Source organism: Deinococcus humi, from assembly GCF_014201875.1.
GTDB lineage: Bacteria > Deinococcota > Deinococci > Deinococcales > Deinococcaceae > Deinococcus > Deinococcus humi.
Genome location: NZ_JACHFL010000016.1, coordinates 94,767 through 113,638, shown reverse-complemented (window position 1 = coordinate 113,638; position 18,872 = coordinate 94,767). Strand labels below are relative to the sequence as shown.

Sequence of the window (18,872 nt, the reverse complement as noted above, 5' to 3'; positions counted from 1 at the left end):
CAGCAGCCTGGCGGTGATTCCAGTGCTGATCGTCTTCGCCATCTTCCAGAAACAGATCATCGAGGGCATCGTCCTCACCGGAATGAAAGGATGAGTCATCCATTCTTTTCCGAAGCCAACTGGGTGACATGGTGAGCTGAACGAAACGCTCCTATGCAGGGAGTCTTAGACGTGAACTGCACCGGGTTTCAGGGCATTTCGAAAAAATTTCGAAATGCCCTGAACGATTTCGCCATCAACGTGAGGTGTGGGCACTGCCCAGTCTCCGCACCACGACCAGGACCGTGAAAGCCACGACCACCATCACCGCCGACAGCACCAGCGCCGGGGCAAGATCGGATTCCAGAGCGGAGTAGATCGCCAGCGTAATGGTCCGCGTTTTGCCCTGCAGCGATCCGGCGAACAGGATGGTGGCCCCGAATTCACCCAACGCCCGCGCCCACGTCAGGACCAGGCCCTCAAGCAGGAACGCGAACGCCAGCGGCCAGGTGATGTACCGAAAGACCGTCCAGCGGTCTGCCCCATCAGTGCGGGCGGCGTCCTCGACGTCGCGGTCCACGGCCATGAAGCCTGCCTTGGCGGTCCGCAGGTAAAACGGAGCAGCCACGAACAGTTGTGCCAGGACCACTGCAGCAGGGGAAAAGGCCACGCTGATGCCTGCCAGTTCCAGCGGAGCGCCTAGCAGACCATTTCGCCCAAAGGCCAGCAGCAGCCCCACCCCGGCCACCACCGGCGGCAGCACGATGGGCAGGTCCAGCAGGGTGTCCAGCGCCGTCTTCCCAGCGAAATCGTGGCGGGCCAGCAGCCAGGCCACGGGCGTGCCGAGCAGCACAGTCAGGATCATCGTGCAACTGGTGGTCAGCAGGCTGACCTGCAGGGCATCAAGCACCACTGGCCCCAGCAGGGTGGGCAGGAATTGGGCGTTCAGCCCACGTAACAGCAGCGCCAGCAACGGCAGCACCAGAAACAGCACCAGAAGGACACTCAGGGCCAACGGAAGGGCGGGCACGCCATGCCGCCCGGTCCGCCCGCCCAGACGGGCAGACCGGCTCTCGCGGCTGGGATGGGTGGTCAGTTGGGTCCACCTGCCAGAGGACGGGTCATTTCCTCGCCCTCACCGTGGGCATGGCGTCATCCCCCATGATGGCGGCGCGCACCGCTACGCTGCTGATGCGCGTGGCTGGCTGTGCCGGCGGCTTCAGGAACCCCCACTTCTTCAGGATGGCCTGTCCCTCGGCCGACAGCACGAACTTCACGAACGCCTGTGCCGCCTCCGGATGGGCAGAGTTTTTGAGTATGCCGATGGGATAACTCGCGCTCTGATTGAAGCGGGTGGGCAGCGCAATCACGCGCACGCTGGGCCGCAGGGCGGGGGTCACGTCCGAGCTGTACACGACGGCGGCATCGGCCTCGCCCAGTTGCACCTTCAGGGCCACCTGACGAACATTCGGCTCTTCACTGACCACGTTCTTCAGAAATTTCCCGGAGAAATCCTTACCATACGCGCCTGATTTGTCGATGGCACTGATCATCCGGCGGGTGTAATCGCCAACGGGAACCGCCTTATCGGCGATCACCAGCCTGACCCCTGGCTTGCTCAGGTCCAGCAGAGTCTGAATCTTGACGTTGTTCCTCGGCGCGATCACCGCCAGTCGGTTGCTCAGGAATGGCTGACCGCTGCTCAGCAGACCGGATTTCACCAGTGGATCGAACTGGGCATTGTTGGCACTGGCGTACACGTCGGGCCGCGCCCCGTTGTCGAGTTGTGTCCTGAGCGCCTGTGACCCGGCGAACTGAAAGGTGGTGGTGTTTCCGGTGGCTGCATCGAAAGATCTGCCGATTTCGGCGAAGGCGTCAGTCAGCGAGGCGGCGGCGAACACGGTCAGACTGGCCGCACTGGCGCTGCCCAGCGTCAGAAGGAGGGTGGAAGCGAGAAGTTTCAAGATCATGTTGAACCTCAGATGAACTGGCCGCTCTGCAATGGCAGTCAGGTGACGATGCCCCGGAGTTGCCCCACCTGCGCGGCGTCGTAGCCGCCCAGTGCAGCCAGCTCCCACAGAAAAGCGTCGCTGCGAGCGGTGTGCAGCAAAGCGCGCACGGCCGGATGGCTTTGATACGCTTCGGGAACGATCAGATCGAAGTGCTCGCGTTGCAGAGGCACAAAATCCAGACCCAGGGCCTGCGCGGCCACGCGGGGGCCAGGGGCCAGATCGGCCGCACCCGACTGAATCCGGCGCGCGGCTTCCAGGGGGGAGGCCACCTCATCCTGGTAGCCGGGCAGTGCCTGACGCTCCGCCCCGCTGAAGTTGGCCGCATCGAGCCATGCGTCCAGCATCAGGCGACTGCCCGAACCGGGGTCGCGGTTGATCAGGCGCAGGCCGCCGCTGCGCAGTTCGTCCACGCCCCGGATGCCCCCAGGATTGCCCGCCGCCGTCAGCAGGCCCTGCTCCCAGGTCCAGAGCGCAATGACGTGCACCGATTGAGCCAGCCCCAGCTGCCGCACGAAGGGCAGATTGGACTCCTGGCTCCCGGCGTCCCACAGATGAATGCCGGCCAGATGGGCCTGCCCGGCCGCCAGACCCGCCAGCGCTGCCTGACTGGAGGCCGGGCAGGTGATCACCCGCAGGTCCGGCGCACTCTTCGCGGTGTGCGCGGCCAGCAGTTCCAGCGACGGATCGCAGCCGCTCAGGATGACCGAGCGTTCGGCCAGCTCCAGATCCCCACTCAGTTCCACCTCCACTTCGGCTTCACGTCGGGCCGTGATCATGCCGTCAGCCCGGTGGCCTAGGCCCGCCGCACCCTGCAATGGAACGGCCATCAGCTCGTGGTCCAGGCGCGCCAGGCGAACGCGGCCCCCTGGCGCGGCGTCGCCGATCAGATGTGCGTGTACGGTGCCGGGGGTCAGGCTGAACAGCTCATCGACGCGGCAGCCCAGCGCCTGGGCCAGCCGCAGCGCCACCACGGTGGTGGGGACCGAATGGCCTGTTTCGATGTTGTGCAGCGCCTGACGGGTGATGCCCGCCCGGCGGGCCAGATCGGCAGCTCCCAGACCAGCTGCTTTACGGTGCTCCTGGACGGAGGAGCGCAAAGCGCCCTGCACGGAAGACATGCCTGAGCGTAACGTTGACTGGGCGTAACGTCAAGTTGGATTGACGAAATAGTCGAGCGATGCGAAGCCCGTAAGCCGATGGCAACAGTGGCTAGTGAAGTCCATCGAAATCCCTGAGGACGGAGGAAGTCGCTGGGGACTTTCAGCGGTGCTCCTGTCAGGGAGTGCTGTGTCCAATTGTCCCAACTTCACTCGCCAGACCTCTGGCTCCTCCAGCCTTACCCACCCAAGTGTTCATCGTGATGGATGGTGTCCTGGCACTTGAGTTTGGAGACAGAGGGAGGGTGTACGCCTCTGCGGCTCCAGCATTGATGGTACTCAGAGGCGCAGTCAGCGTTTCATGTTGTGGGTGGGTGGTGAGTGCGGGTCTGGAGGTCAGGGGGCACAGGTTATGCTGAAACCGGACAAACCAGCACCAAACAGGGGGCGGACTACTCTTGAAGACACCCGAAACGAGAATCGAGCTGGCGGACGAGCGCCTGAGGCCCTTGCTGAAAGAGGCGGCCACGTTGGAATGCCTGTGGACAGGGTCCACCTGGGGCGAGGGACCGGTGTACCTGCCGGATGGCCGTCTGGTCTGGAGCGACATTCCCGGCAACCGCCTGATGGTGTGGCAGGAGGGACAAGCGGTGCGGGAGTACCTCAACCCCTCTCACTTCCAGAACGGCCATGCCTTAGATCACCAGGGGCGCATCATCGGCTGCTCACATGGTGAACGGGCGATTGTTCGCCAGGAACATGACGGTGGCTGGAAGGTGCTGGTGGGCGAGTACGGGGGCAAACGCTTCAACAGCCCCAACGATGTGGTGGTGGCGCGTGACGGCAGCATCTGGTTTACCGATCCGCCGTACGGTCTGATTCAGCCGCAGGAGGGCTACGGCGGCGTGCAGGAGCAGCCGGGCCAGGAAGTCTACCGCTTTGACCCGGACACCGGGGACCTGCGCGTGGTGGTGCGCGGCATGGTCTGTCCGAATGGGCTGGCCTTCAACCCGGACGAGACGGTGCTGTACGTGGGCGACACGGCGGGTACGCACACGGGCGAGCAATACTGGCCCGAGCGGCACCATCACATCCTGGCCTACGATCTGGTGGACGGTGTGGCGACCCGTGCCCGCCTGTTCGCCGAGGTCTCGCCGGGTTTTCCCGATGGTTTCCGCGTAGACGTCCACGGCAATCTGTGGACCAGCAGCGGCAGCGGCGTGCAGGTCTTCGCGCCGGACGGCACCCGTCTGGGCGAGATCAAGGTACCAGAGGTCAGCGGCAATCTGACGTTCGGCGGTCCTGCCGGCACCACTCTTTTCATCGCGGCCAGCACCAGTCTCTACCGCATTGAGGTGAATGTGCGCGGCGCGACGGCGTGATCGCTCTGCCAGATGCCCGGCTGAAAGTGGCCTTGATCGGTACCGGACGGATGGGGCGCCCGATGGTCCGGCGGTGAGTTCAGGCCTGACCCTCCCACTGAACGAGCCCGTGTCCAAGCTCTTTGGCAACATGTTGCGGAGGGTGAACCAGACCACTGGTTCAGGCCAACGGGACTGGGCTATAGGGGCACGAGAGTCAGCCGCTCAGGATGAAAGGGCCACCTGCCGCCGCCGTTTGACCACGTACATGCGCTCGTCCGCCAGCGCCAGCAGCGTTTCTCCGTCGCCCTCGTGGCTATGCGCGATGCCCACGCTGGCTCCATTCAGCGCGCCAACCTGCCGCGCGGCCAGCACTGCCCGCTCTACCGCGTGGTGGATTGATTCCTCGCTCGCGTCCTCAAGCACCACGAACTCGTCGCCGCCCAGCCGGTAGACCTCACCTGCTTCGCTCAGTTCCGTCTTCAGCGTACGGGCGAACACCTGCAATAGTTTGTCGCCCTGTGCATGGCCCTCCTGGTCATTGAGTGCCTTCAGCCCGTCGAGGTCCAGCCCGGCCAACACGAAGGAACGGGCACTCTGCAGCCGCTGGCACAGATCCTGCTCCAGTGCGCGGCGGTTGAGCAGGCCGGTCAGCGGGTCGCGCCGGGCCTCCTGGCAGGCCAGCTCGAATTCCAGCCTGCGGTTCAGGGCACTGCGCACGCTGCGCCCCGCCGCCTCCAGCAGTGCGCGGTCACTGCCCCGCCAGCGCGTAACGGCGTTGTCTCGCTGCCGCACCGCCATCAGCAGCGAGGTGACCCCGTTGCGAGTGCCCAGCGGTTTCCAGGCGATCTGCTGGACCCCGGCCTCTACCATAGCCGCCAGTGCGCCGGGCAGGGCCGGATAGTCCTCGACGTAGCGGGGTTGGCTCAGGTGAATCAGGGTCTGCGTGACCGAGTTGGACCAGTCGGGTAGGGGAGAAGGCAATGCCCTTACGGCGGGCGATATCTGGGGGGTCTGGTGGGCGGCCTCCACACGGACCTGTCCGCCCTCGAAAATCAGCAGACCGATGTAATCGGCGTTCAGCGCCTCGCCCAGCAGGGCCGCGGCATTCAGGGTGGTCTCCTCGGGGGTCAGGTCCAGATCCATCAGACTGGTGATGCCTTCCAGGATATGGGCGTGATCAAGGCTGCGGTTCAAGTCCGCGTTGTGGCGTTGCTGCGCGTTCAGCTCGCGGGCCAGCTCCAGCGTGCGTGCGCGCAGTTCCAGCTCGCCCATCGCCAGAGCGGCCAGGTCCTGCAGGGCCTGCAAGTCGCCCGCGCTCAGCGGATGAAGCTGATCATCGGCCACGCACAGCGTCCCGATCCGCTGGCCTGCTGGCGTGGTCAGCGGTGTGCCCGCGTACATGCGGATATGCGGCTCCCCGGTCACCATCGGATTATGGACGAAGCGCGGATCGGCCTGGGTGTTCTCGATGACCAGGGGCCCGTCTTGCAGGATCGTCCAGGCGCAGAACGAATCGCGGCGCGGGGCGGCGGTATCGCCCAGGCCCACGTTGGATTTGCCCCATTGCCGATCCTGGTCGACAAAATTGATGGCCGCCACCGGAGTATCCAGCAGGCGGGCGGCCAGCCGGGTAATCCGGTCAAAGACCTCCTCACGGGGGGTATCGAGAATGTCGTAGCGTGCCAGATCCAGCAGCCGCACGTACTCGTCATGGGAGAGAGGCGCGGCGGTCATGGTGTCTATGCTGGCGTCCAACGTCTATCCGCTGTCTGACAGCTAGCCTTCCTATGGAGGAATACGCTGTAGAGAACCCGTGGGGAGAGGTGGGGTGCCCACCTTAGCGGGCAGATGGGTGATAGCCCGGGCAAGGCAAAGACCCCTTGTCTTTGTAGGTGGCCACCGAGGCATCCACACAGGGCGCTGGGGATGATCTCCTCTGCGGCCTCGGTGTCGGAAGAGTGCTGAGATTAGACTGTTGGGCAGGTCCAGTGTGTGCCTTGCCGGACTGTCGGCGCGTCTAGATCTCTACGGAAGAGTCTCTCGCCACCTACACAGTCGTCTTGACCTCATCGCATGCCCGCCCATTGCCAGTCGTCTTAGGGACATCCGCTCGAAGCGTCTTGAGCTGAAAGTCCCCTGAATGTCTCGTCGGTTGAGCAGCTGAGCTTGACGCTGCCAGTCCGAAGGTCAGTTCTTGTCGCTGTGGCATCACCATGCCCGCTTCAACCCCTTACGCGCTCAGTCGATGACGTTGATGCGGCGGTACAGGGCCTGCGTCACGCACCACACGCCATAACACAGGGTTCCCAGCGCTACCGCTCCCAACAGAAACTGCCCGGCAGGTTGATCGCGCAGCCAGGCCAGCGCCTCCGAGGTGCCGATCACAATGCTGGCCTTGTTCCGCCAGGCGGCGACCAGCAGGAAGATTCCTACAATGGTCAGCAGCAGCCCGCGCGCCGCCACACCCACCTGCCCGATGCGTTTCAGGGTGCCCTGGTACTGGGCGCCCACATCGGTGAAGGCCATCCGTTTCATAAACTTGGCGCCGTAGGCGCTGTACAACTGATTGGCTGCGACCGCCAGCAGGACCACGCCGGCGAGGCCAAGCAGCAATTGACCGCCTGGAAGTTGGAGCACTTGTGAGGCGGTCTGGGCTTCGCTGTTCTGATCTCGTGGGGCACTGCCCTGGGCCGCAATGCGGGCGCTGAACACGGCCAGGACCAGATAGGCGACGCCACTGATCGCGTAGCCCGCGCGTTTTACCAGTCCCTTGGCCTGGGTGCCCTGGTGTTCTGGATCCAGCACCGCCCGCAGCAGCTGCCACAGTGCGTAGCCGGTCAGGCCCACCACCAGCACCCACAGCAGGACGCTGCCCCCCGGAAGGTCCTGCAGGCGTAGCAGCGCCCCCCTGGTGTCGGTGGTGGTACCGCCAGCGCCCAGCACGAGACTCAGGGCCAGAAAGCCTATCGTGCCGTACACCACGCCCTTGCTGGCATACCCGAACCGGGCCAGGGCCTCCAGCCAAGGGGCAACCTGGCGGCCAGCGCGCTCGACCTGTGATCTGGCAGTTGACATGGGGTCACTATGCCCCAAGGCACGGCAAAGGAGATGCGCCGGGCCTGCCCTGGTTTCTTTAAGTTCCGTGGTTCAGCACGATTCTGGATGCTGGCTGCGTTTCAACCCGTAACACTGATTCCTCCTGCCGACCACCGTGGGTTCGTGCGTCATTGCTGTGTCGGATGAAGCGAACAGCGTCAGGTGAGGAGCGCCCGTAGGCCCCCGATCTTCCTGACAAGATGCCCGATCTCCTGGCTGAACGAGCCGCTTGGTGCGGTTAAGCAGAGTGGGATGAGGATGCCCCAGGAATGTTTCACCTCTTACGGTCCGTCCCCTTCAATGCCTCACCGCTGCCCCTTCGGCGGTGTCCAGCGCCCGCGCCAGGTACGGTGCGGTTCGGCTGCCTCCGGCCTGCGCCACCTCCAGGGGCGTGCCCTGCGCCACGATCTGGCCGCCCTCGTCCCCCGCGCCAGGCCCGACATCAATGACCCAGTCGCTGCCGACGACCAGCTGCATGTCATGCTCCACGGCGATCACAGTGTGTCCGGCGTCGACCAGCCGGTCCAGTTGACGCGCCAGACGCTCCACGTCGGCAGGGTGCAGACCCGTGGTGGGCTCATCCAGGATGTAGAGCGTCCGTCCCCGTCCGGCGCGTTGCAGCTCGGTGGCCAGTTTGATGCGCTGCGCCTCACCGCCCGACAGTTCAGTGGCGGGCTGCCCCAGCCGCAGATACCCCAGCCCCACCTCGCGCAGGGTATCCAGACTGCGGAAAACGGCCGCGTCGTCCCGGAAGAAGTCCCAGGCGTCGTCCACCGTCATGCCCAGCACCTCGGCGACGTTGCGCCCCCGGTACTGAACCTTCAGCGTCTCGGCGTTGTAACGCGCCCCGTGGCACACCGGGCACGGCGCATATACGCTGGGTAGGAACAGCAGCTCCACCATCACCCAGCCCTCACCCTGGCAATGTTCACAGCGCCCACCCCGGACGTTGAAGGAAAAGCGCCCAGGCCCAAAGCCGTTCTCGCGGGCGAGCGGTGTGGCGGCGAAAAGCTTGCGGACGTGATCAAACAGGCCGGTATAGGTGGCCATATTGCTTCTGGGCGTGCGGCCAATCGGTCTCTGGTCCACCTGTACCAGCCTTGACAACGAGGCCACGTCGCCCCCCAGTCGCGCGACGGTGGTGGCCGCTGGAGTATCGCTAGGGTCTTCGTCATCCAAGAAATCGGTGGTCTGGAGAACGTTCGGTTGACCGTAATGAACGGCCAGTGTTTCGGCCAGCACCTGACTGACCAGCGTGGATTTGCCCGAGCCGGAGACGCCGGTCACGCAGGTCAGTGCGCCCAGTGGAAACCGGACGCTCAGGTCTTTGAGGTTGTGGCGCGTCACGCCTTCCAGCTTCAGCCAGCCGGAAGGCGTGCGCGGTGGGTGCGTTTCGGGTGATACCGTCCTGAACAGGTACTCGGCGGTACTGGAGTCCTGAACCTGTCGCAGTCCCTCTGGCGGACCGCTGTAAAGGATCTGGCCGCCCTGTTCCCCAGCACCGGGGCCGACATCCACCAGCCAGTCGGCGTGGCGCACCACGTCCAGATCATGTTCCACGACGAACAATGAGTTGCCGGCTGCCTTCAGGCCGCCCAGGGCCTTCAGCAGCGCCTCGGTATCGGCCGGATGCAGGCCAGCCGAGGGCTCATCTAGAACGTACACCACGCCGAACAGATTGGAATACAGCTGGGTGGCCAGGCGCAGCCGCTGCAATTCGCCAGGCGACAGGGAGGGCGTCGAACGTTCAAGCTGCAGGTATCCCAGTCCCAGGTCCAGCAGCACATTTAATCGCGCGACCAGATCCCCGCTCAGGTGCTGTTGTGCCAGCGCCTGTTCTGGCTGGCGCTCGACGAGCTGCGTGTGACCCTTCTCTTGGCCGCTGACGTAGGGGCGCAGCAGCGCGGCGACCTGTTTCAGGGGCAGTCGGGAGAACTCAGTGATGTCGTGCCCTGCGAACGTGACTGCCAGGGCCTCGGGACGCAGCCTCTTGCCGTGGCAGGCGGGGCACTCCGCCGAGATCATGTACGCCTGCACACGCCGTTTCATGGCCGCGCTCTCGGTGGTGGCGAAGGTGTGCAGAACATGCCGTCGGGCGCTGCTGAAGGTGCCCATGTAGTCGGGGTCAAGTTTGCGCCTCACGGCCCGCTTGGTTTCCTCGGGACTCAGGCCGGGATACACCGGCACCACCGGTTGCTCCTCGCTGAACAGGATCCAGTCACGTGTCTCCTGCGGCAGCTCACGCCACGGCACATCCACGTCAATGCCCAGCGAGACCAGGATGTCCCGCTGATTCTGCCCGCCCCATGCCTGGGGCCAGGCCGCGACTGCCCGCTCCCGGATGGTCAGCGATGGATCGGGCACCATGGACGCCTCGGTGACCTCGTATACCCGGCCCAGGCCGTGGCAGTTGGGGCAGGCTCCTTCAGGGGTATTGGGCGAGAAACCCTCGGCGTAGACGATGTCCTGTCCTGGTGGATATGTTCCGGCGCGGGAGTACAGCATCCGAACCAGATTGGACAGGGTGGTGACGCTGCCGACCGATGAACGCGCCGTGGGGGTGCCCCGCTGCTGTTGTAGGGCAACGGCTGGTGGCAAGCCATCAATGGCGTCTACATCGGGTGCTCCCACCTGATGAAACAGCCGACGGGCGTAGGGCGAGACGGATTCGAGGTACCGCCGCTGCGCCTCGGCGTACAGCGTCCCGAAGGCCAGCGAGGATTTGCCTGAGCCGGACACTCCAGTGAACACCACCAGTGCGTCACGTGGCAGTTGTACCGAAAGATTCTTGAGATTGTGCTCCCGAGCCCCGCGCACCTGCACGAAGCCGGAAAACGTGGGGGAGGTTGGCATGGTCGAGCAGTATGGGCGCCCAGACGAGGTTGCTGACCCGAATCACAACGTTGGCTGAATTTTTTCTGCGTTGTGCTCAGGGTGTGGCCTCAATAGAAAGCTCTTTGTGGGCCTCAAGGGACGCCGTTAATGGGGGGTTGGCGACCGCGCCGCCCATGGTTCCCAGCCCTCGCCCAAGAGACGTTTGATCAAACCGCCATTCTTCTCTTGCGCAGGCTTACGCGTCTGTAGGAGCCTGAGGTGCACTCAATCCCTGGTAAAGGGCTTCGAGGCTGTCCTGAAGCGCCGTTGAAAGGTCCACATGCATCAGGTCCAGTCCGTGGGTGGCGAAAGCCTCCCGGACCGCCGGGGCGGGCTCACTCATCGGTTGCAGCCCAGCAATCAACGCCTGGGTGTAGGTGAGCAGCCGCAGGCCGCCCCCCACTGGAAGTCCGGGTAGCCTCTGCTCCAGCAGGGGCGTGACGGTCTGAAGCCGCTCGGCCAGCCAGCGCTTGTGCTGTGCCGCCCGGTCCACGCTGATGTTGTGTTCGAGCAGGCCGGCCAGCAGCGGGATTAGGCGCAGCAGGTCCGGGTGCTCTTCGCACACCGAAGTGACCAGCGTCGCCAGACTGCGTGGCGTGTGGGTGCCGCCCAACTGCAGGTGTTTTTCCAGGGTGTCCAGCCAGTGGCCCAGCAGCAATTCGTACAGCTCGAGGAACAACGCCTCTTTGCTGGAGAAATAGGCGAACAGGGCAGCTTTGGTCAGACCGACCCGCGCAGCGATGTCGGTGAGAGTCAGGGCCGGGTAACGGGCAGTGCTCAGCAGCTGGCGGGCCTGCTCAAGGATGTGGGCCCGGCGGGCAGCTTTGGCCGTTCCTGTGCGGGCACGCCGCTGATTAACCATCGGTCAATCATACGGCGGCTCGTTGAGATTCTCAAGCTCTCGATCCCGTCCGCGTCGCCCTTGACAAATCTACCGGCGGTCAATTAACTTGTTATTGACCGCCGGTTAGTCATGATACTGGAAGTCCAGTTCACCATCTGCCCCTTCAGCACAGGAGAAGCCCCATGACACATTCCCCCTCGGACGCCCCCCAGCTCACCGCCCTAATCACCGGTGCCAGCGGCGGCATCGGTGAAAGCCTCGCCCGCCAGCTCGCCGCGCGAAAGATCAACGTCATCCTGGTAGCAAGGACCGTCAGCAAACTCGAAGCGCTGGCGAGCGAGCTGCGCTCGACCTCCGGCGTTCAGGCCACCGTTTTTGCCCAGGACCTGACCGCCCAGGACGCCGCTCAGCGCATCGAAACCCATGTTCAGGAGCTGGGCCTGACTGTCGACTTCCTGGTCAATAACGCTGGGTTCGCTTCGTACGGCGAATTTCACACCTTGCCTCGTCAACACGAGCTGGACATGATCCAGGTGAACATCACGGCGCTGACCGAACTGACACACCGCTTTCTGCCAGGCATGGTCGAACGTCGCCGGGGTCGGGTGCTGAATGTGGCCAGCACCGCCGCGTTCCTCCCCGGACCGCTGATGGCGGTGTACTACGCCAGCAAAGCGTACGTACTGAGCTTCTCCGAAGCGCTCAACGAGGAACTCCGGGATTCCGGCGTGCACGTCACGGCGCTGTGCCCTGGTCCAGTGGAGACTGGCTTCCAGAACCGCGCGCAGATGCAGGACAGCCGGCTGATTGCTGGATCAAACCCGCTGCTCTCGCCGATGATGAGCGCCGACGCGGTGGCCCGGGAGGGCGTGGATGCGATGTTCGCCGGGCAGGCGGTCCGGGTGGTCGGTCTGATGAACAAAGTGCAGACGCTGACCCCCCGTTTTCTGCCGCGCAGCGTCGTTCCGCAGGTTGTCAAGCGGCTTCAGGCCCGCAACCACTGACGACGGGCCTGGCCACCATCGCCGCGGGGGCGCCGGGGAGTCAAATCACGCAATCCTGGTCCTGCCCTCGGCTAGGCGTTAGAGGTGAGTGTCTGCCCCCCACCTCGTCGGCGCCGTCCAAGCTCAAGAAGTGGAGGTTGCATATGGCGCTATTGTGGCCGCTAGGGCGGTTAAACAGGCTGTGAACGCGGTGCTGGCGCGTGATTCTGCTTTCGGTGCAACACTCCACAATTCTGTCTTGACTCCATTCACGGCAGTCCGCTGATGTTGCTCTGTGCAGGATGTACTTCCGGGTCGACTGCAGTCTGTTGCCAGGGGGCCGCCACATCGAGACCCAGCGCCACGCGGGCCGTAAACAGTTGCTGTGCCCGCTCGGGGAGAGGGTGAAACGCCGCGCCGTGCGCGTCACGCAGCAGGCGTTCAAGGCCGAAGGTGCGGAAGAGCCCCACTCCACCGACCGTCTCCAGCGCACGGTGAACCGTATCCAACACGGCCCGCGCGCAGATGGACTTGCGGACCAGCACGGCGTCAGCCAGGGCAAGGCCTGCGTCGAACCGGTAGTTGTCCGCCAGGCGCAGCAGATCCGCCGACGCCAGCTGCGCAGTGGTGAGGGCGTTGACCATTTCACCCAGCGACAGGAGCCGTTCAGGCGTGGGCGGCGCCTGCCGCGCCCTGGCCGTCGCTTTTGCGGCAGCAGCCTCGGCCACACCCACGTACACCGCCATGATCAGCGGCAGGGCGGCGCCCAGGACGACGCTCCAGCTGGGATGCCACTCCCCCCGTGGGCGCGTCAGAGACACGGCCTTCTCAGGCACGAACACGTCCTCCAGGACGGCGGTGTGTGAACCGGTGCCGCGCATTCCCAGGCTGTTCCAGTCCTCCTCGATGCTCACGCCGGGCGCGCTCAGCGAGACCACAAAATGGGCAACCTGTTCGCTGCAGCTCAGAACGGCGCTCGTCAACAACAGATCGCCGCTCAGACAGCCACTGGCGAATGCTTTGCGTGCCTGCACGCGGTATCCACCCTCCACAGGCGTGATGAGGCCACTGGAGCGCAGCCAGTCGCGCGCCCCAGTGCTGATCAGCAGCAGGTGCTCGCCAGCCACGCGCCGCAGCAGCGCTTCGCCGGGCTGACCATGACGGAAGCGCCAGACGGCTGCCCCCACAAGGTGCTGATGCATGGCCAGGGTCAGTGCGGTGGCCGGACAGAACTGCGCCATCTCGCGCAGCAGTTCGGCAACCTCGGCCTGCGTCAGCCCCGCGCCCCCGAGCTCGGTTGGAATGCCCACCGCCAGAAAGCCTGCCGCCCGCAATTCAGCGACGCTCTCAGCCACGAAGGTGTTCTGCGCATCGTGCCGGGCAGCCCGCTCTTCCAGTTGCGGTCCCAAGCCAAGCACGGTGGCCCGCCAGGAAGCGGCGTCAGGGGTGGGCAGCGGTGGGGCTACATCGGGATGTGTCATGGCCTCCTCCTGAAACGTGGGGCAGGGTCCTGGTTTGCAGGTCCGGCATGGTCTGTCCCGTGGCGTTTCTCTGGCGATCGTAGATCTGTCCTTCCCTCGACTTCCAGTGCAGAACGTGCACTGGTCAGGCAGTCACTGACCGATCACAATGCGGGGATGGAGCATTACGGGCAGTACTGTCCGGTCAGCCGCGCCGCCGAGCTGCTGGGCGACCGGTGGACGCTGTTGATCGTCCGGGACATGGTGGTGGACGGAGTCTCGCACTTTAATGACCTGTCGCGCGGGCTGCCCCGGCTCTCGCGTGGCCTGCTGGCCCGGCGCCTGCGAGAGCTGGAGCACGCCGGCATTCTGACGTGCCCTTCCAGGCAGGCAGGCCGCAGGAGCGAATACCAGCTCACGCCTGCGGGAGCGGCGCTGGTGCCCATCATCGAGGCGCTCCTGGAGTGGGGCAGCGCCTGGGCGTTCGGCGAGCCACGGGCGCAGGAACTCGACCCCGTGGTGCTGATGTGGTGGATGCATCGTCGCGTCTGCCACGAGCATCTGCCTGAGCAGCGGGTGGTCGTGGAGTTCACGTTCGAGGAGGAGCCGGGCCGGGGGTTCTGGCTGGTGCTGGGCCGGCGAGACGTGTCCGTCTGCTTGCACCCACCCGATTTCGAAACCGATGTCTGGCTGACCACCACTCTCCGGACGATGTACCAGGTGTGGTTGGGCCGGGTGTCCTACGCGGAGGCCGTGGAAACAGGCCAGATCCAGGTGCGTGCCCTGCCGGCCCTGGAGCGTGCACTGCCGAGCTGGTTCCTGTGGAGTTCTGCTGCCGTGGCGGTGCGGCGCTCGGCCTGAGCTTGTACGACGGCGTCTGAAGGTGACGGGTTTCAGAACTTGCCGCTCTACCGGAAGAAGCCGATGGTGATCTTGACAGGGTGCTACCGCATGGGGAGGGTTGCAGCAACTTGACCGCAGGAGGGCACAGTAGTCCTGCACGCCGGACGGGTCACTGGGGGTGGTGAGGACGCGGACCGTGAGCTGGCGCGCGAACATCTCAGTGGAAGAGCTCAAGAACCAGCCGTTCGCCGACGTTAACAGCCGCATCCAAGCACATCAGAAAAAACTGCCCACGAAAATGATGTTTTTTTAAACCGTTTTTAACGGTATCAACAAGCCCGGCAAGAAATTTTATCTTGGCGATCATCGTACTGTGCCCTCGCGTAGGACGACAAATCATCCCGTCAGGGGGAAACCGTATGGGCATGCTTGAAGGCAAAGTGGCGTTCATCACCGGTGGAGCGAGCGGAATTGGCGCGGGAACGGCCAGGCGCTTCGCGCAGGAGGGCGCTCATGTGATCCTGGCCGACACACAGACCAAGGAAGGTGAGGCCGTCCAGAACGAGATTGAACAAGGGGGGGGCCAGGCCTTGTACGTGAACTGCGATGTACGCGACGCTCAATCGGTTCAGCAGGCCATTACAGAAACCATCGAGAAGTTCGGCCGACTCGACATCGTCGTCGCCAATGCTGGGATCAACGGCGTCTGGACCCCTATTGATGAGTTGCAGCCTGAAGAATGGGACAAAACGCTGAATATCAACCTTCGTGGAACATACCTGACCATTCACTACGCCGTGCCGCACCTGAAAAAGGCGGGCGGCGGGAGCATCATCATCACGAGCAGCGTGAATGGCAACCGCACCTTCTCCAGCCCGGGCGCAAGTGCGTACAGCACATCCAAAGCTGGACAGGTCGCTTTTATGAAGATGATTGCCCTGGAACTGGGACGCGATCACATCCGCTGCAACGCGGTTTGCCCTGGAGCCATCCACACGAACATCGAGGAGCGCACGGAAAACCGCGACACGGAAAAACTCGGAATAGAGGTTGAACTTCCTGAGGGCAGCCCAGCTCTGAATGAAGGTCAGGGCGAGCCGATCGATGTGGCTGATACATGCCTGTTCCTCGCCTCCGACCTAGGCCGACATGTATCGGGCGTGGAAATCTACGTGGACGGAGGAGCTTCACTCCTCAGGTAAGGATCTTGAGGCAAAGGCACTGTGGGGGAGACGAGGTTCTCCTCACAGTGCTTTTTAGAAGTCTGCTGCTTGCGTTGCCTTAACTTACCGGACGGCATGTGAAAAACAGGCGTGGCCTGAGAACCATGGCACCTGCTGAGCTATTCCGGTTTCGCTAAGAACAAGTGGCCAGAACTCCACCTGAAGCCCAGCATGTCGTGGAATGAAAGCCACCAGTGAAGGTCGCAGGAACACTAGGCCGGGAGCTTGTACCACGCGTTTGATGGAGGACAGGAGCCGGGATCACATTACCCTCAACGGGAAGACAGGCGCTGGCAACATAATGAGGCCAGAGGGGCCGCGATGGTTTGCCATGCTCACAACGCGCGCAGCCAAGTCTTAAGGAGCTCTAGCCCCTGCCGTAAGCGTCACGAAGGAGTGGCAGGGTGCAGGTACAGGTCATCCAGAAATGAGCTTGGTGACATGCGCTTGCCCAAGGGTGGAGAACTGAAACACCTGAGCCCACACAGAATTAGCCCAGCAATCATTTCTCAGCAGGAAGAGCAAAGAATTCGCCAAAGGCGAAATCAAGCCTTACAATTCCGTCAGAGCAAGACCATATCGGATGGGAGGCGTGATGAAACTTCTGCTCACTTCGGCTGGGATTCAAAATCCGAGCATCCACCAGGCCCTGGTTGATCTCCTGGGCAAGCCAATCGCGGAGGCCAATGCCCTGTGCATTCCCACAGCGGGGTACGGTCATCCCCAGACCAATCCTACCCATGCCTGGCGTTTCATCAGCGGACACGACGAGTGCCCGATGACCGAGCTGGGCTGGAAATCCGTGGGCGTCCTGGAACTCACAGCATTGCCCAGCATCGGCAAAGACCGCTGGGTTCCATGGGTGCGAAATGCGGATGTCTTGCTGGTGAACGGCGGTGACGCGATGTATCTGTGCCACTGGATGCGGGAGTCTGGGTTGGCAGATCTCCTGGCGTCGTTGCAAGAGACCGTCTGGGTGGGGTTGAGCGCGGGCAGCATGGTGATGACCCCACGGATCGGACAGGACTTCGTCGAGTGGCCGTCGCCCACCGGAAGGGATGAGACGCTGGGTCTCGTCGACTTCTCGATCTTCCCGCATCTGGACCATCCACAGCTGCCAGACAACACCCTGGCCACCGCAGAACGGTGGGCGGCTGAGCTTCAGGGGCCGGCCTACGTAATTGACGATCAGACGGCCATCAAGGTGGCTGGCAGCGTCGTCGAAGTGGTTTCCGAGGGGCGTTGGAAGCTGCTCACGCCCTGAGCGATCTTGACTGGTTGACACCGCACAGTGAAGCTGGGGTTGAGCTTGCTCTACAGCGGTGCCAGGGTGGGGTAGCGCAGGATGGCCTGCGTCTCGCTCAGGAACTCGCCCTCGCCGTCGGGGCTCCAGACGGCCTCCAGGCGCAGCAGGTGTTCGCTGCCTACGCTGGACAGGGCCAGCAGCGCGGCCTCCACGTCTCGGGCAGGTCCGCCCATCTCCTGGGCGGCTTCCAGCCCAGTGGCCGACACAGCCAGGGTGACGGCGAGGTAGAGCCCACCTGTACGGGCGGGGACCACCACATGCTCGTGGCCGCCCGCCACGTCGCCGTTCTGGTACTGGCTGGTGGTCTGCGTCTCGAAGGCGGCGCGGGCCGCGGTCGCCCACTGCCCCACGAGCGAGTTCGCCTCGTTCTCGCCCGGCGCGGCGCGGCGCTCGGCGGTGCCGTACGCCCAGTCCGCCTTGTGGCGCAGCAGCAGCAACGCGCTTTCCCGCAGCAGCGTCGCGAGTGCCCCTGGAGCGTCTGGGTCGTGGCGGCGGGCGAGGAGTTGCAGCTGCCGCTTCACGTTCTCTCCGTTCTCGAACAGCACCTGAACCCGAACTGCCTGGGCCCCCCGGGGCTGCCCCGCTCCTTCCTCGTACAGCGCACAGACGAACCCAAAGGCCAGCAGCGCCCCGACCACGCCGAGCCCAACCACGAGGCCCCAGGAGGTACCGGCTGTCGACGTGGCGCTCGCCTGCGGGCCGGCGGGGGCGGGAGAGGACGTACTGTACGTGGAGGAAGGCACCGAGGCTGGGCGGCCCGGCGGGGGCGCGGCGGCAGGGGCTGGATGGGCGGTGGTGCCGCCGAAGCCGCCTCCAGTCACGCCCAGCGCGCCGCCCAGCAGCAGCGCCGACAGCAGCGGCAGCACCCGCAGGGACCGCAAGAGGGGGACGGGCAACTGATCCGCGATTGTGGTCATGGTTTACCTCCGCTGAAAACGGTGGGGATGCTGGCACGCACCCATCAATCGCCCGCCCTGGGCACCCGCACTTCGAGGAACATGCTGGGCGTGAGCGCGTTGTAGTCGCGGGTGAAGCCGCCGGTGTAGGCTGCGCCCCATGTGGCGGGTGTGCGGCCATCCGTCCGCTGGCGGATCTGCAGCGCTTTGCCATTCAGCGTGGCCGTCACCTGGTACTTGCCCCACATGACATTTGGAATCACCGGGCCACCTCCGCTGGGCAGCAGCTTGAAGGTGCGCGCCTTCCCCGCCGAGCCGTCGGCCAGGGTACCCACTGGCGTGAGCGTCACCTGCACCTGCGCCGTGTCCACGTCGTATTCACCGATTCCGCGCTCCACGAAGACCCGTCCCAGGTTGCCGTAGGGGTCCTCAGCGGTGACCGGCTTGGGCTTGAAGACGAAGTCACGCACGCCGCCCGCCAGCCCAGCCACTGCGTCGGGGTTGTTGGGCACGAGTTCCACGTTGACCGTGGAGTCCCCGTACTTGAGCTTCATCTTGGCGTAGACCTGAAAAGTGAAGGGGAGCTTGCGGACGTCCACCCGGTACTGGCCCTTGGCGTCCGTGTACGTGATGAGGCTGCTGTCGTAGGAGAGCGTGTTGTCCACGTCGATCTCGACGCCGGGCAGGGGCTTGCCCTGCTCGTTGACGACAGTTCCGGTGATAAAGCCCTTCTGGGCGGGAGTGGCGGCGCTGGACATCCCGGTCAGGCAGGCGGCGCTCAGCAGGGCGAGGGCAGCAAAATTCGTCTTGTGCATGGTCGTTCTCCTTGGGCGACCGCTCCGGGTCGCTTCCTCTGGACGAGGCTATGGGGCGGGAGATGGCTGGCCGATGGCAG

General features: G+C 64.2%; 16 protein-coding genes. 5 read left to right on the top strand and 11 right to left on the bottom strand.

The window, feature by feature from the left end:
- Nucleotides 1-235 precede the first annotated feature (235 nt).
- The 3 genes from HNQ08_RS21395 to HNQ08_RS21385 form a co-directional block, all read right to left on the bottom strand.
- Complete coding sequence (locus tag HNQ08_RS21395) at nucleotides 236-1,009, bottom strand: ABC transporter permease (RefSeq protein ID WP_184136687.1); 774 nt, start codon at nucleotides 1,007-1,009, stop codon at nucleotides 236-238.
- 91 nt (nucleotides 1,010-1,100) lie between these two features.
- Nucleotides 1,101-1,949: a molybdate ABC transporter substrate-binding protein gene (gene modA, locus HNQ08_RS21390; protein WP_184136685.1), complete on the bottom strand. Its 849-nt coding sequence runs from the start codon at nucleotides 1,947-1,949 to the stop codon at nucleotides 1,101-1,103.
- Between the two features lie 38 nt (nucleotides 1,950-1,987).
- Nucleotides 1,988-3,109: a substrate-binding domain-containing protein gene (locus HNQ08_RS21385; RefSeq protein WP_184136682.1), complete on the bottom strand. Its 1,122-nt coding sequence runs from the start codon at nucleotides 3,107-3,109 to the stop codon at nucleotides 1,988-1,990.
- Nucleotides 3,110-3,546: 437 nt separating this feature from the next.
- Between HNQ08_RS21385 and HNQ08_RS21380 the strand changes: the two genes are divergently transcribed.
- A complete protein-coding gene (locus HNQ08_RS21380; RefSeq protein ID WP_184136680.1) occupies nucleotides 3,547-4,470 on the top strand; it encodes an SMP-30/gluconolactonase/LRE family protein in 924 nt (307 codons plus the stop codon).
- A 204-nt stretch (nucleotides 4,471-4,674) separates the two neighbouring features.
- Here HNQ08_RS21380 and HNQ08_RS21375 read toward each other — a convergent pair whose 3' ends face one another.
- The 4 genes from HNQ08_RS21375 to HNQ08_RS21360 all read right to left on the bottom strand — a co-directional run bounded on the left by HNQ08_RS21375 (nucleotide 4,675) and on the right by HNQ08_RS21360 (nucleotide 11,284).
- Nucleotides 4,675-6,186, bottom strand: a complete 1,512-nt coding sequence (locus HNQ08_RS21375; RefSeq protein WP_184136678.1) for a sensor domain-containing diguanylate cyclase — start codon at nucleotides 6,184-6,186, stop codon at nucleotides 4,675-4,677.
- Between the two features lie 504 nt (nucleotides 6,187-6,690).
- Nucleotides 6,691-7,527 (bottom strand): DUF1206 domain-containing protein, encoded by an 837-nt coding sequence (locus tag HNQ08_RS21370; RefSeq protein WP_184136676.1) that lies wholly within the window; start codon nucleotides 7,525-7,527, stop codon nucleotides 6,691-6,693.
- A 318-nt stretch (nucleotides 7,528-7,845) separates the two neighbouring features.
- Complete coding sequence (uvrA, locus tag HNQ08_RS21365) at nucleotides 7,846-10,401, bottom strand: excinuclease ABC subunit UvrA (RefSeq protein ID WP_184136674.1); 2,556 nt, start codon at nucleotides 10,399-10,401, stop codon at nucleotides 7,846-7,848.
- 217 nt (nucleotides 10,402-10,618) lie between these two features.
- Nucleotides 10,619-11,284 (bottom strand): TetR/AcrR family transcriptional regulator, encoded by a 666-nt coding sequence (locus tag HNQ08_RS21360; protein WP_184136672.1) that lies wholly within the window; start codon nucleotides 11,282-11,284, stop codon nucleotides 10,619-10,621.
- 164 nt (nucleotides 11,285-11,448) lie between these two features.
- Between HNQ08_RS21360 and HNQ08_RS21355 the strand changes: the two genes are divergently transcribed.
- A complete protein-coding gene (locus HNQ08_RS21355; protein ID WP_184136670.1) occupies nucleotides 11,449-12,270 on the top strand; it encodes an SDR family NAD(P)-dependent oxidoreductase in 822 nt (273 codons plus the stop codon).
- 248 nt (nucleotides 12,271-12,518) lie between these two features.
- On the opposite strand, the gene HNQ08_RS21350 is transcribed toward HNQ08_RS21355, so the two are convergent.
- Entirely contained in the window at nucleotides 12,519-13,730 is a 1,212-nt protein-coding gene (locus HNQ08_RS21350; RefSeq protein WP_184136668.1) for an acyl-CoA dehydrogenase family protein, read from the bottom strand.
- A 156-nt stretch (nucleotides 13,731-13,886) separates the two neighbouring features.
- Between HNQ08_RS21350 and HNQ08_RS21345 the strand changes: the two genes are divergently transcribed.
- Nucleotides 13,887-14,570, top strand: coding sequence for a winged helix-turn-helix transcriptional regulator (locus tag HNQ08_RS21345; protein WP_184136666.1), 684 nt, complete (start codon nucleotides 13,887-13,889; stop codon nucleotides 14,568-14,570).
- A gap of 199 nt (nucleotides 14,571-14,769) precedes the next feature.
- Here the strand turns inward: HNQ08_RS21345 and HNQ08_RS21340 are convergent, their stop codons facing one another.
- Complete coding sequence (locus HNQ08_RS21340) at nucleotides 14,770-14,919, bottom strand: hypothetical protein (protein ID WP_184136664.1); 150 nt, start codon at nucleotides 14,917-14,919, stop codon at nucleotides 14,770-14,772.
- Nucleotides 14,920-14,971: 52 nt separating this feature from the next.
- Here HNQ08_RS21340 and HNQ08_RS21335 point away from each other — a divergent pair, with 52 nt between their 5' ends.
- Nucleotides 14,972-15,754, top strand: coding sequence for an SDR family oxidoreductase (locus HNQ08_RS21335; protein WP_184136662.1), 783 nt, complete (start codon nucleotides 14,972-14,974; stop codon nucleotides 15,752-15,754).
- Between the two features lie 616 nt (nucleotides 15,755-16,370).
- The gene (locus HNQ08_RS21330; protein ID WP_184136660.1) at nucleotides 16,371-17,039 is read left to right on the top strand and encodes a Type 1 glutamine amidotransferase-like domain-containing protein; all 669 of its coding nucleotides are present in this window, start codon (nucleotides 16,371-16,373) and stop codon (nucleotides 17,037-17,039) included.
- 50 nt (nucleotides 17,040-17,089) lie between these two features.
- Here the strand turns inward: HNQ08_RS21330 and HNQ08_RS21325 are convergent, their stop codons facing one another.
- Together HNQ08_RS21325 and HNQ08_RS21320 are read right to left on the bottom strand one after the other, a co-directional pair.
- Nucleotides 17,090-17,998, bottom strand: a complete 909-nt coding sequence (locus tag HNQ08_RS21325; protein ID WP_184136659.1) for a DUF1517 domain-containing protein — start codon at nucleotides 17,996-17,998, stop codon at nucleotides 17,090-17,092.
- A gap of 44 nt (nucleotides 17,999-18,042) precedes the next feature.
- Nucleotides 18,043-18,792 carry a carboxypeptidase-like regulatory domain-containing protein gene (locus tag HNQ08_RS21320; protein ID WP_184136657.1) on the bottom strand — a complete coding sequence of 250 codons (750 nt, stop codon included), beginning with the start codon at nucleotides 18,790-18,792 and terminating at the stop codon, nucleotides 18,043-18,045.
- Nucleotides 18,793-18,872: the final 80 nt, after the last annotated feature.